The organism is Bradyrhizobium algeriense (genome assembly GCF_003062295.1).
Classification (GTDB): Bacteria; Pseudomonadota; Alphaproteobacteria; order Rhizobiales; family Xanthobacteraceae; genus Bradyrhizobium; species Bradyrhizobium algeriense.
Window position 1 is genome coordinate 1 of sequence record NZ_PYCN01000012.1, and the last position, 13,325, is coordinate 13,325.

Annotated in this window: 10 protein-coding genes; 2 read left to right on the forward strand and 8 right to left on the reverse strand. The window is 64.4% G+C overall.

Going from position 1 to position 13,325, the window contains the following annotated elements; genetic code table 11:
- Window positions 1–188: 188 nt before the first annotated feature.
- On the reverse strand, window positions 189–1,196 hold the full coding sequence (locus C7G61_RS22315; RefSeq protein WP_108518426.1) for a VOC family protein: 1,008 nt from the start codon (window positions 1,194–1,196) through the stop codon (window positions 189–191).
- A gap of 329 nt (window positions 1,197–1,525) precedes the next feature.
- Here C7G61_RS22315 and C7G61_RS22320 point away from each other — a divergent pair, with 329 nt between their 5' ends.
- Together C7G61_RS22320 and C7G61_RS22325 are read left to right on the forward strand one after the other, a co-directional pair.
- On the forward strand, window positions 1,526–3,688 hold the full coding sequence (locus C7G61_RS22320; protein ID WP_108518428.1) for an anthranilate synthase component I: 2,163 nt from the start codon (window positions 1,526–1,528) through the stop codon (window positions 3,686–3,688).
- Window positions 3,689–3,704: 16 nt separating this feature from the next.
- Window positions 3,705–4,244 carry an adenine phosphoribosyltransferase gene (locus C7G61_RS22325; RefSeq protein WP_108518430.1) on the forward strand — a complete coding sequence of 180 codons (540 nt, stop codon included), beginning with the start codon at window positions 3,705–3,707 and terminating at the stop codon, window positions 4,242–4,244.
- Between the two features lie 182 nt (window positions 4,245–4,426).
- Here the strand turns inward: C7G61_RS22325 and C7G61_RS22330 are convergent, their stop codons facing one another.
- The 7 genes from C7G61_RS22330 to smc all read right to left on the reverse strand — a co-directional run bounded on the left by C7G61_RS22330 (window position 4,427) and on the right by smc (window position 13,136).
- Window positions 4,427–4,756 (reverse strand): GIY-YIG nuclease family protein, encoded by a 330-nt coding sequence (locus C7G61_RS22330; RefSeq protein ID WP_108518433.1) that lies wholly within the window; start codon window positions 4,754–4,756, stop codon window positions 4,427–4,429.
- A 97-nt stretch (window positions 4,757–4,853) separates the two neighbouring features.
- Window positions 4,854–5,522, reverse strand: a complete 669-nt coding sequence (locus C7G61_RS22335) for a P-loop NTPase family protein (RefSeq protein ID WP_190241921.1) — start codon at window positions 5,520–5,522, stop codon at window positions 4,854–4,856.
- A 60-nt stretch (window positions 5,523–5,582) separates the two neighbouring features.
- The gene (locus C7G61_RS22340; protein ID WP_108518437.1) at window positions 5,583–6,335 is read right to left on the reverse strand and encodes a P-loop NTPase family protein; all 753 of its coding nucleotides are present in this window, start codon (window positions 6,333–6,335) and stop codon (window positions 5,583–5,585) included.
- A 166-nt stretch (window positions 6,336–6,501) separates the two neighbouring features.
- Window positions 6,502–7,683: a M48 family metallopeptidase gene (locus C7G61_RS22345; RefSeq protein WP_108518439.1), complete on the reverse strand. Its 1,182-nt coding sequence runs from the start codon at window positions 7,681–7,683 to the stop codon at window positions 6,502–6,504.
- Between the two features lie 31 nt (window positions 7,684–7,714).
- The gene (locus C7G61_RS22350) at window positions 7,715–8,275 is read right to left on the reverse strand and encodes a LemA family protein (protein ID WP_108518441.1); all 561 of its coding nucleotides are present in this window, start codon (window positions 8,273–8,275) and stop codon (window positions 7,715–7,717) included.
- A gap of 260 nt (window positions 8,276–8,535) precedes the next feature.
- The gene (locus C7G61_RS22360) at window positions 8,536–9,504 is read right to left on the reverse strand and encodes a small ribosomal subunit Rsm22 family protein (protein ID WP_108518443.1); all 969 of its coding nucleotides are present in this window, start codon (window positions 9,502–9,504) and stop codon (window positions 8,536–8,538) included.
- Window positions 9,505–9,671: 167 nt separating this feature from the next.
- Window positions 9,672–13,136 (reverse strand): chromosome segregation protein SMC, encoded by a 3,465-nt coding sequence (smc, locus tag C7G61_RS22365; protein WP_108518811.1) that lies wholly within the window; start codon window positions 13,134–13,136, stop codon window positions 9,672–9,674.
- Window positions 13,137–13,325 lie beyond the last annotated feature (189 nt).

The following is a 13,325-nucleotide window of genomic DNA, read 5'->3' on the forward strand; positions in this document are numbered from 1 at the left end:
CACGAACTCAAGGAGCGCATCATGGCCGGTATCGACGACGTCAATCGCCATCCGGTCATCCACACGTGGACCTACAAACTCGCCGACGCCGCCTGATATGATTCGAACCAAGAAAACGCTAATCTAGTCATCGTTCACGTTCGACATGCGCGCCGCGATGCGCCGTCAGAAATACAGGGATCGGTCCGCTAGCGAGAACCGCTTTCGCGCACCCCATCCCACCACGCGCACGTCCCCGACATCAGCTTGTAGTTGCCTTCCATCACCTGCACCGGCGCGCGCAGTCCTGACGCCGCCGCTCGCAGGCGCATCTCGCGCGCGACCGCGCGGTCTTCGGGCGGCAGCCAGACCCGTTCATGGCCCCACAGGCTCGGGCCGTCATGCATCTCGACCGGCTGCCACGTCGCGGGGTCGATCTCGCGGCCGCCCCAGCCGCATTCGATCATGAAGGACGACGGCGTTTTGGCGTAGAACGAGGTCATGAAATCGTTGGTGTGCCGGCCGAGCGTGACGCCGACGCGGTCTTCTTGCGTCAGCGCGATGTCGTAGCACTGGCCGACATCGTCGAGCGAGAACAGCTCCACCATCAGATGGTGCATGCCGTTCCTGCCGGTCTCGATCAGGGCGAGGCTGTGATGCCGCGCGTTGACGTGGAAGAAGTAAGCGCGGAACGGTTTTTCGATGTAGTCGGAAAGCCCGAAGCCGAGCACGTCGACATAGAACGCCATCACCGGGGCGATGTTTTCGACCGTCAACACGGCGTGTCCAAGCCCGAGCGGGCCGGTGCGGAATCCCGAAATCGATCGCCCCGGCAAGAAGGGCGTGTCGTCGATCTCGGCGCCGTAAAAGGCCTCCAGCCGGTTGCCGGCTGGATCATGAAACGAAATCAGGCTGCGGACGCGCCTGGCATCGGCCAGCGTCTGCGGCTCGGCGGTGACAGACACGCCGGCTTTTTCCAGCCGCGCCGCCAGCGCATCCAGCGCCGCGCTGTCGGCGACCTCCCAGCCGAAGAAGCGCGTCCCTTCGCCCATCGCGCGGTCGATCACGATGCGCTGCTTGCGGTCGTCCATCCGGAACGCCAGCAGCGAATTGCCGCGCTCGACCGCCTGCAGCCCGACCATGCCGGTCCCGAACTGCCGCCAGTCCTCGAGGTTATCAGATCCGAAGCCGGCATATCCCAGACCCAGCAATGCCATCGCCTGCCTCCCTTGTCTGCAATCTTTGCGCGTCAGAAAGCGCCGCTGCTTGCTCAAATCCTACGCAAGTTTTCCGCTTTCCGACACCCCAAGATGGACCCGGGGCGGGGGCGTCCTGGCCTGTCCCTCACTTGACATCGTCCGCGGCGGATGTGATTAGGCTCCCATGAACACCGTTATCAGCCAATCCCGTCTTTGGTGGCGCACCTCTTAAAGAGGTGGCCGGTGCGATTTCATTATTTCAATCGTCGAAGGTCGCCATCGCAGTGCGACGGTCCCTTCGTTTGTCCTGTGTGGCGCTCCCTCCCGAAGTTTCGTAAGAGGATCACATGAACAGGACAGCCTTCTCCCTGCCGGAGCACAGCGAGTACCGGACCAGCGGCGGCCTCGCGATTTCGCGCGCCGTCGAGCAGTTCACCGGCAACGCCAAGCGCCTCGACGACCTGATCGAATTGCTCGACCGCCGCCGCGGTGTGGTGCTGTCCTCCGGCACCACGGTGCCGGGCCGCTATGAGAGTTTCGACCTCGGCTTTGCCGATCCGCCGCTGGTGCTGGAAACCGCAGGCTCCAATTTCTCGCTCTCTGCGCTGAATGCGCGGGGCGAGGTGCTGATCGCGTTTCTGGGCGACGTGCTGCGCGAGCCCTGCGTGGTCATCTCTGAAAAAAGCCCGACGCGGCTGGCCGGCCATATCATCCGCGGCGCCGCGCCGGTCGAGGAAGACCAGCGCACCCGCCGCGCCAGCGTGATGTCGCTGGTGCGCGATCTCGTCGCCGCCTTGTCAGCCAATGACGACCCGCTGCTCGGCCTGTTCGGCGCCTTCGCCTACGACCTCGTATTCCAGATCGAGGACCTCGTGCAAAAGCGTGCGCGCGAGAGCGACCAGCGCGACATCGTGTTGTATGTGCCGGATCGCCTGCTGGCCTATGACCGCGCCACCGGCCGCGGCGTGCTGCTGAGCTATGATTTCACCTGGAAAGGAAAATCCACCAAGGGTCTGCCGCACGACACCGCCGAGAGCGTTTACGCCAGGACGCCGCGGCAGGGCTTTGCCGACCATGCGCCCGGCGAATATCAGGCCACCGTCGAGGTCGCGCGCGCGGCGTTCGCGCGCGGCGATCTGTTCGAGGCGGTGCCGGGGCAGCTCTTCGCCGAGTCCTGCGAGCGCTCGCCGGCCGAAGTGTTCCAGCGGCTATGCCGCATCAACCCGTCGCCCTACGGCGCGCTGATGAATCTCGGCGACGGTGAATTTCTGGTGTCGGCCTCGCCGGAAATGTTCGTCCGCTCCGACGGCAGGCGGGTCGAGACCTGCCCGATCTCGGGCACGATTGCGCGCGGTGTCGATGCGATCGGCGATGCCGAGCAGATCAGGCAATTGCTGAACTCGGAGAAGGACGAGTTCGAACTCAACATGTGCACCGACGTCGACCGCAACGACAAGGCGCGGGTGTGCGTGCCCGGCACCATCAAGGTGCTGGCACGGCGGCAGATCGAGACCTATTCAAAGCTGTTCCATACCGTCGATCATGTCGAAGGCATGCTGCGCCCGGGCTTCGATGCGCTGGATGCGTTCCTGACCCACGCCTGGGCGGTGACGGTGACGGGCGCACCGAAATTGTGGGCCATGCAGTTCGTCGAGGACAATGAGCGGTCGTCGCGGCGCTGGTATGCCGGCGCGATCGGTGCGGTGAATTTCGACGGCAGTATCAATACCGGGCTCACCATCCGCACCATCCGCATGAAGGACGGCTTGGCCGAAGTGCGCGTCGGCGCCACCTGCCTCTTTGATTCAGACCCCGCGGCGGAAGACCGCGAGTGCCAGGTCAAGGCGGCGGCACTGTTTCAGGCGCTGCGCGGCGATGCGCCAAAACCGCTGTCGGCATTTGCGCCTGATGCCACCGGCTCTGGCCGCAAGGTGCTGTTGATCGACCACGACGACAGTTTCGTGCATATGCTGGCGGATTATTTCCGCCAGGTCGGCGCCAGCGTCACCGTGGTCCGGCACGTGCATGCCCAGGAGATGCTGAAGAAGAATTGGGATTTGCTGGTGCTGTCGCCCGGGCCGGGACGTCCTGAGGACTTTGGGATTTCGAAAACCATTGGCACGGCGCTCGACCGGAAGCTTCCAATATTCGGCGTCTGTCTTGGCGTGCAGGCGATCGGCGAATATTTCGGCGGCCAGCTCGGCCAGCTCACCCATCCCGCGCACGGGCGGCCGTCGCGGGTTCAGGTGCGGGGCGGGCGGCTGATGCAGAACCTGCCGAATGAGATCGTGATCGGCCGCTATCATTCGCTCTATGTCGAGCGCGACAGCGTGCCGGAAGTTCTCGAGGTCACCGCGACTACCGAGGACGGCGTCGCGATGGCGATCGAACACAAGACCCTGCCGGTCGGCGGCGTGCAGTTTCACCCGGAATCGCTGATGTCGCTCGGCGGCGAAGTAGGATTGCGTATCGTCGAGAACGCGTTTCGTCTGAGCGTACCCGTCAATTGAGGATTGCGAGACACCGATGACATTCGATCATGATCTGAAGGCCACCGTCCGCACCATTCCGGATTACCCGAAAAAGGGCATCCTGTTTCGCGACATCACGACACTGTTGGCGGATGCGCGCGCCTTCCGCCGCGCGGTCGACGAACTGGTGCAGCCCTGGGCCGGTTTGAAGATCGACAAGGTCGCCGGCATCGAGGCGAGGGGATTCATTCTCGGCGGCGCGGTGGCGCATCAGGTCTCCGCCGGCTTCGTGCCGATCCGCAAGAAAGGCAAGCTGCCGCATACCACAGTGCGCATCGCCTATTCGCTGGAATACGGCCTCGATGAAATGGAAATGCATGCCGACGCGGTCCATCCCGGCGAGCGCGTCATCCTGGTCGACGATCTCATCGCTACCGGCGGCACCGCGGAAGGCGCGGTGAAATTGCTGCGCCAGATCGGCGCCAACGTCGTCGCGGCCTGCTTCATCATCGACCTGCCCGATCTCGGCGGCGCCGCCAAATTGCGCGCGATGGAAGTGCCGGTGCGTACGCTGATGGCGTTCGAGGGGCATTGAGTTTTGATCTAACGCACTCGTAGCCCGGATGGAGCGCAACGAAAATCCGGGGCCTGTCCTTTCGGTCGAATTGGTTTTCCCGGATTACGCTTCGCTCCATCCGGGCTACGCATCTGCCATCTTGCCCTCAACCGCGAGAGCAACGCGGTATGGGACCTGCGTTCGCCGGGACGACAACAACGTCACACCGCCTCTGCATTGAGCTGCGACCGCCAGTGCAGCGCGCGCTCCTTCAGCAGCGCATCGCGGATGTAGGACGTTTCTTCCTCTTCCAGCCGTTCGCATTCCTCGAACGTCAGGCTGTCAGGCCCATGCGCGGTCCATGCCGCCTGCATGCTGCGGCAGGTGTGGCTGCCCTGGCGCAGCGTGAACCAGATCCGGTTCTGGATCTTCTCCAGATTGGGCGTCTGGCCGACCCATGCCTGGGGCGAGGCCTTGCAGCGGATGACGAAAACCCCTGCGAAGGTTTTCCGCTCCTTGTAGGCGATCGCCGCCTTTCTGTCTGATGTCACGGGATGGCCTCGCCAGTTGCGGTCAGGCGGAGGCGATACCAGACGAGGCGGACTACGTCAATATTACCCGGGTAATATTATCAACCTTGCGGAGGCTTCACGACCGTTCTGAAAGCAGGCTGAACTCAAGCTCGCGAAAGCTGGTGTAGTTCCTGCGGATCCACTGGTGCAGCTCGGTCGATGAATCCCGTTCGTTGCGCAGATAGTCCGTGAAGGAAAAGGTCAGCCGGCCGACATAGGTCTTCAGGAACGAGGGCAGGGCCGTTATTCGCAGCACGCGCCCCAGGCCCATCTGCTCGGGCAGTTCGCCTCGCACCACATACTCGTTGTCGACCGTAATCAGCGCTTTCAGTGGAATCTGCTCCCGTAACGTCGGATAGGCGCGCGCGGAAACGCGGTCGGTATCGGCTACGAACAGGATGATCGGCGCGACGCTGCGCCGTGTGGCCTCTTTCAGGAAACCGATCTCGTTGGTCATCTTGAAGAACTCGTCGAACGCATGAAAGCCGAGGTCGACCACCTTGGCGATGCCGTCATGGACGATCAGGCGGTCCATGAGCTGCATCTTGCCAAAGGTGTCCATGACGTCGGCCGTCTCGGTCAGGCGCGGCAGATATTCGAGCAGCGAGGGTTCCTTCAGGTTGATGTCGAAGGAGGACACCGCGCCGTCTTTCAGCAGCAGGAACTCGCTCAGGAGCCGCGCGAGCAGCGTCTTGCCGACCAGCGGCCGGGGCGAGCAGATGATGTAAACGGGCGTGGAGCTCATCACCCGCTATATCAAGGGAATTCTTCGCCTATTCCAGCCCCCATCGCGGCGGGTGCGCGACTATTTTTCACCGCCGCGCACGCCAGGCTTGGCGCCGACCAGATCGGTCAGCTTGATGCGGTCGAACTCGCTCCAGACATTGGCGAGCCAGTGCCGGACATAGCCGCGCAGCACGAACGAATAGTTCGCGGCTTCGTCTTCCTTGCCCTTGTTGGCGACGAATTTGAGGAACGGCACCGAGGAGACCTCGACCTGCTCATAGGCCATTTCATTGAGCTTGGGGATGACGAGGTCGGTGGCGTCCTTGATGCGGTGAAAGTAGGAGTTGTAGGTGGACTGGTCCCACTGGAAGAACTGGGTGTCGTTGATGAAGTTCTTCACCAGGAAATATTTGGCGCCCTGCATGAAACCTGCGGTCTCGGCGATTTCATCCAGCGAGGCGATCGAGGGGCCCAATATATGGAACACGGCGAAGGTGATCTGGCCCGCCTTTGCCGCGTCGAGAAAGCCGATGTCGCGCAGCGAGGCGAGCGCCGGCGACAGCAGTCCGGCGCGGACGTCGATCACGGTGACGGACGGGCTGGCCGCGTTCAACGTATCGAAGATCTTCATCTGATCCGACGTCGTCGTCATGTCGACGATCTCGGTGATCTCGGGGTGGAAGCGCTTCAGGGTGCCGCGCGGCGATTCGGTGTCGAATGCCCGAGTCGGCACATTGTTGGCGCTGAAGTAATCCAGGAGCGTACGCGACACGGTCGTCTTGCCGACCCCGCCCTTGTCCGCGCCCACCACAATCACAACTGGCTTTGCCATGGAATTCCCTTGAACAACGTCCCCGATCGCGGGAGCGATCGGTAGGCCCCATTCCCTGCTTTGGGCGCGAACATGGCAGAAACAAGGGAGAATTCAATTCCTTAGACGGCCATCGCCATTATTCATACGGGAATTCGTTAATCCGGGGCGGCGACAGGGCGGCTGCTTAGCGGTGCGGGCCCCAAGGGCCCTCTGATGGGCCGGGACGAGTGCCCGGAACACCGGCGGGCTCGCTGGGATCGCTCCACGGGCCGCGGGGAACCGGCGGTTGGAGTTGCCCGGTGGCCGATTCCTCCGGCTCGTCCGATTCGTCCGCCGTATCGGACGGCAAGGCGAGCGGGCCGGGATCATGACCGCCGGCAAACTGCACCAGCGCCTTGACGCGGTTGTCGACCGACGGATGGGTCGCGAACAGGTCGGCAAATCCTTCGCGCGGATTGTCGACGCAGAGCTCCATAACCGCGGACGTTGCGCCGGGCAGCTCGCCGCGGTTCTCGATCTTGCGCAGCGCCGTGATCATGGCGTCGGGATTCTTGGTCAGTTCGACCGAGCCGGCGTCGGCCAGCAATTCGCGCGACCGCGACAGTGCCAGCTTGACGACCTGCGACAACAGCCAGGCCAGCAGGATCAGCGCCACCGCAATGATGATCGCTATGATCGCGCCGCCGCCACCCTTGCTGTCGCGGTCGGATGATGACGACGAGGAGGAAGAAGAGGACGACGACCCGCCGCTCGAATTCCACGACAGGTTAGTGAACATGCGAAAGAACAGTTCGCCGAAGAAGCCGACCACGCCGGCAATGATGACCGCGATCACCATCAACTGAACGTCGCCGTTGCGGATATGTGTCAGCTCGTGGCCGAGCACGGCCTCGATTTCCTGGTCGTTGAGCGCCTGCAGAAGCCCCGATGTCACCGTAACGGCGTATTGCCGCTGGTTGAGACCGCTTGCGAACGCGTTCAGCGCCGGGCTGTCCATCACCTTCAGCTTCGGCATCGGGATGCCGCGCGAGATGCAGAGATTTTCCAGGAGATTATAGAGCCGCGGCTGCTGCTGCCGCGTCACGCTCTCGCCGCCGGTCACGGCGTCGATCATGTTCTGGTGGAAGAAATAGGCGATGACGATCCAGAGCGCGGCGGCAAGGGTGGCATAGGGGAAGGCCGCGATCAGGTCGCGCCGGGCTTGTATCAGGTAGAAATCGACCGATTTGTTGCTGTACAGCAGCACCTCGGCGACCAGCGCGCCGGCAAAGACGATGACATAAATCAGGAGAAACAGCCCGGCGAGCAGCAGCATCGAACGAATCTTGTTCGACGAGATATGCGTGTAGAGACCGTACGCGGCCATGATGGGGCTGCTCTGCCGGATGTTTGAAGCGTCAGAACTTCACGGTCGGCACGGCCTCGACTTCGGTGCGGCTGGCGCCGAGATCGAAGAACTCCTTGCGGGTGAAGCCGAACATGCCGGCGAACAGCGCCGCGGGAAGCTGCTGGATGCCGGTGTTGTATTCCTGGACGGCGTTGTTGAAGAAACGCCGGCTGGCCGCGATCTTGTTTTCGAGGTCGGACAGTTCGCTCGCAAGCTGCTGGAAATTGGCGTTGGCCTTGAGGTCCGGATAGGCCTCCGACAGCGCGATCAGGCGCCCAAGCGCGCCGCTGAGCTGGTTTTCGGCGGCGGACACCTGCGCCGGCCCCTGCGCCGACATCGCCGAATTGCGCGCCTTGATGACGTCGTCGAGCGTGCCGCGCTCGTGGCTGGCGTAGCCCTTCACGGTCTCCACGAGGTTCGGGATCAGATCGTGGCGCTGCTTGAGCTGCACGTCGATGTCGGCAAAGGCCTGGCTGACGCGCTGGCTGAGCGCGACCAGGCGGTTATACGCCGCGAAGGCAAACAGCACGATGATGACGATGACGCCGAGAACGATCCAGCCGGTCGACATGACGGACAACTCCTGTGGGACGAAAAGACAGGGAAACTAGACGAAAAACCGGGCAGGCGGCAGCCCACCCACGATTTGGGGCATGGCTTTAGTCGGAAGTGGGGCGGGATAAGTTCAAGGCCAACGCTCCGCGGTCATTCCGGGGCGATGCAAAGCATCGAACTCTGGTGCGCAATTGCGCACCTGAGAATCTCGAGATTCCCCGATGCGCAATTGCGCATCTGAGGTCTGGTCCTTCGGACCATCCCGGAATGACCGGATCAATTGACCGCATCGCCCCAGCGCCAGCGCCGAGCGCCGGCATAATCCGCCTTGGCGCGGCGGGGCACCTTTGTGACGGCAAGGCCAGCGGGCGTGCAGAGCTTCGCTGTTATCTCAATCTTGGTAACCGCGGGTTGCGCCAGCACGCGGGAGGGCCGTGTTTCAATCAGTTCACGCGTCAGCGCGACATAGGCGAATTTTTCGTCCTCGAACGGCAGCTCCGCGCCTTTGACCTGCTTGTGCGCGCGCGAGCGCTGCAGGCGCTGGGTGAAATGGCACCAGTCGGGCGTTTGAAGCGGGCATCTGCCGTCATGCGGGCAAGGCGCGGCGACATGCGCGCCCAACGCGATCAAGTGCTCACGCAGCGCGATGATCCGGGCATAGCCGGCAGGCGTGCCGGGTTCGACGACGAGCAGCGTGTCGTGGGTCTTTGCCCACATCAGTTCGGCGAGCGCGCGCTGTTCGGTATCACTGATTTCGCTGATCATGTAGCTCGCCATGACAAGGTCGGCGGCATCCGCTTTGGCGAGCGCGGCGCGGGCTTCGCCGCGCTCGTAGCTGAGGTCACGCAGGCGAAAGCTGTCGCTGACGAGGTCGAGCGCCAGCGCACGCAAGGTGACGTTTGCGTCAAGCAGCGCAAATTTTTGCAGCGATGGGAATGCCTCCGCCGCCGCCCAGGTGGCCGTGCCCGGCCCGGCGCCGATATCGAGCAGGCTATTCGGGGCGAAATCGGGCTTGATCTCGACCAGCGCGTTCAGGCTCGCCGTGACCGCGGCATAGGTCGCGGGCATCCGCGCCAGCGCATAGGCCAGCGCATCGGCCTCCGAGCGGATGGCGCCGGAGCCGCCGCCGTCGCGGTAGGTTTTCGAGATCGACGCTGCGCGGCCGGCGGCGTCGCTGCGCGAAAAACCGCGCAGCTTGCCGTCGAGCGCGGCTTTCAGTTCGGCGGGGAGGTCAGGCGAGGTCATTTCGTGTTCTTTCCCTCTCCCCTTGTGGGAGAGGGTGGCACGGACGCGCGGAAGCGCGTTCGTGACGGGTGAGGGGTATCTCTCCGCGAGTTGTGTCTTCGTGGAGAGATACCCCTCATCCGGCGCTTCGCGCCACCTTCTCCCACAAGGGGAGAAGGGAAGACAGATCACGCCACGTTCTGGTCGAGGATTTTCACGGCGTCGTCGAGGCCGACCGAGACCAGTTGCGACACGCCGCGTTCGGCCATGGTGACGCCGAACAGCCGGTTCATCCGCGCCATCGTGATCGGATTATGCGTGATGATGATGAAGCGGGTTTCCGTCGACGACGTCATTTCGTGCAGCAGGTTGCAGAACCGCTCGACGTTATGGTCGTCGAGCGGCGCGTCGACTTCGTCCAGCACGCAGATCGGCGACGGGTTGGTGAGAAACACCGCAAAGATCAGCGCCAGCGCGGTCAGCGCCTGCTCGCCGCCTGACAGCAGCGACAGCGTCTGCGGCTTCTTGCCGGGCGGTTTTGCGATGATTTCCAGACCGGCTTCCAGGGGATCGTCGCTTTCGATCAGATGAAGCGCCGCTTCGCCGCCGCCGAACAGTTCGGTGAACAGCCGCTTGAAGTGCTCGTTGACGGTCTCGAACGAGGTCAACAGCCGCTCGCGGGCTTCCTTGTTGAGGCTCTGGATGCCCTGGCGCAGCCGCTTGATGGCCTCGACCAGGTCGTCGCGTTCCGTGGTCAGCGCGGTGTGCTGGGTCTCGACCTCGCGCAGCTCTTCCTCGGCGCGCAGATTGACGGCGCCGAGACGTTCGCGGTCGCGGCGCAGCTTTTCGAGGCTTTCCTCGATCTCGCCCAGCGGCGGCAGTTCCGCGCCCGGTTCGATCTCGGCGAGCGCTGCAACCGCATGCGGCTCGACTTCGAGCATGTCGTGGATTTCGCGCTCGATGTCGGAAAGCCGGCGCTTGGTGCCTTCCATGCGTTCCTCGGCGCGGGCGCAGGCCTCGCGGGCGGAGGAGAGCGCTTCGAGCGAGGCCTTGGCTTCGCGGTCGGTCTGCGCCATCACGCTCTCGGCGGCGGCGAGCGCGTCGGCGGCGACGCGGCGGGCGCTTTCGGCGGATTCGATTTCGTTGATCAGCGCGCGGCGCTTTTCGGCAAACAGCGCCGGGGCATCGTCAAGCCCGGCGCGCTCGGCCGTCACTTCGGTGATACGCGCCTCGACGGTGGCGACCTGGGAGGCCGAGCTTTGCCTGCGGTTCTGCCATTCGGTGCGTTCGGCCGTGATCGCCTGCACACGTTTGTCGGCCAGTTCGGCCTCGCGCGCCAGCGCCTGGGCTTCGGCCCGCACCTGCGCGGCAAAGCGGCGGTGCCCGTCAATCTCGCCGCGAACGGCGGCGAGCCGCGTCTCGGTGTCGAGGGTCGGCGGCAGCTCGGCCAGCGCGGCGTTGGCGCTCTCATGCGCGGCTTCGGCCTCGCTGCGGTCGGCGGCGAGACGGGTATGGGCTTCGGTCAGCGCGGATTTGCGCGCGGCGTGGCGATTGATCTCGCGCTCGGTCGCGGCATGGCGTTCGCGCGCCGCATCCGCCTCGCGCTGTGCGGCCCGCCAGGCCTCGCGGCCGGCGGACTCGGCGGCGGAGGCCACCTTCAGCTCGGCCTCGGCTTCTTCCAGCGCCTGCCGCTTGTTGGCGGTATCGGTGCGGGCCTGCTCCAGCTCATGCTCAATATCGACCAGACGCGCGCGTTCGGCGAGACGCCGTGCGGCGCCGGTCGGCGCATGGGCGGCTGTTACAAAACCGTCCCAGCGCCAGACGTCGCCCTCCAGCGACACCAGCCGCTGGCCGGTCTTCAATTGCGACACCAGTTCCGCGCCGCGCTCCTTCGGCACGACGCCGATCTGCGCGAGCCGTCGCGCCAGTTCGGACGGTGCCTCGACGTGAGCGGCGAGGGCCTCGACGCCGTCAGGCAGGGCCGGATCGTCGAAGCTCGCACCGGCATTGGTCCAGCGCATCGGCGCCGAGGGATCGACGGGCGCGTCAAGATCGTCGCCGAGCACGGCGCCAAGCGCCTTCTCATAGCCTTTGGTGACGGTGACGCCGTCGATAATCGGCGGCCACAGATTTTTGGTCTCGCCATTGACGAGTTTTGAAATGGTGCGCGCCTCGGTCTCAAGCCGCTGCACGCGCTTTTCGGCCTCAGTGAGCGGGGCGCGGGAGGCTTCGAGCTTCTGTCGCGCGGCGACGTGGCCGGTCTCGCTGGCCTGTGCGGCGGCCTCGGATACCGCCAGCGTTTCCTGCGCGGTCTCCATGGCCGCGGCGAGCGCGTCGAGGTCACCGAGATTGCCGGTTTCCTGTGCGAGTTTTTCCTCGTCGGCCTGGACGCTGGCGATTTCCTGATCGAGCCGGGCCAGCCGGTCGCGGTGGGTGCGCACGCCGGCTTCGAGCTGGTTGCGCTTGGCGGTGAGGTCGGCGAGCGCGGTGGTGAGTTCGCCGAACATGCGCTCGGCGGCGGAAAGCGTCGCTTCCGCTTCAGAAGCACGTTCATCAACGCCGGAGCGCTTTTCGACGCGCGACTTGATCTCTTCCTTTAACTCGGCGTCTTCGGCGTCGAGCCGCTGCAGCGCCACCTCGGCATCCGAGGTCTGCTGCTGTTCGCGCGCGATGTCGGCGGCGAACTGCGTCAGCCGCCGGTCGAGCTCGGCGACGCGCTCCTTGGCGCGCTCTTCCTCGCGGTCGAGCAGTTCGCGCGCATTGGTGAGCCGCTGCAGTCCCGCCGCGGCGCGGGCTTCGCCCTCGCGCAAGGCAGGAAGCTCGGAGGCGCGGATTGCCTGGATGCGCGCAGCCTCGGCCTGCTCGCGGGTGCGCTCGGCCATCTCGCGAACGTTGATGTCGTGGGTATGCCCGGCTTCCGCGACGTCGGCATTGGCCTCTAACCAGCGCAGATGGAACAGCGTGGCCTCGGCCTTGCGCACCTTGGCCGCAACTTCGCGGAAGCGAATGGCCTGGCGCGCCTGCTTCTTCAACCCGTCGATCTGGCCGGACAATTGCCCGATCACGTCCTCGACGCGGGTGAGGTTGGTTTCGGCCGCCCTCAGCCGCAGCTCGGCTTCGTGGCGGCGGGCATGAAGTCCGGCGACGCCGGCGGCGTCTTCCAGCACGCGGCGGCGCTGTTCGGGCTTGGCCTGAATGATCTCGCCGATCTTGCCCTGGTGAACCAGCGCCGGCGAACGCGCGCCGGTGGCGGCATCGGCAAACAGGATCTGCACGTCGCGGGCGCGCACGTCGCGGCCGTTGATACGATAGGCCGAGCCGGCCTCGCGCTCGATGCGGCGAGAGATCTCAAGAAGCTGGCTATCATTGACGGCGGCCGGCGCCGTGCGATCGGAATTGTCAATCGTCATGACAACTTCGGCGTGGTTCCGCGCCGGGCGGTTGCCGGAACCGGCGAAGATCATCGCATCCATGTCGGCGGCGCGCAGCGATTTGTGCGAGGTTTCGCCCATCGCCCAGCGCAGCGCCTCGACCAGATTGGATTTGCCGCAGCCGTTCGGCCCGACCACGCCGGTGAGGCCGGGTTCGATCATGAAATCAGTGGGTTCAACGAACGACTTGAAGCCGTGGAGGCGGAGGCGCGTGAGTTTCATGAACACAAATCTCGGTTGGCCGGGCGCGAATCTCCCTGCCGTGACAATACCATAGAAGGCAATGTCGGTGTGGATGGATAGCCCATTGCGGCTCTTATGAGCCGCGACAATGGCGAGGCCGGGGCCGAAGGGCAACGGCCCTACGCGGCTTTTCCCAAGGGTTTTAAGAGGGTTTTGATGCGTTTTTGT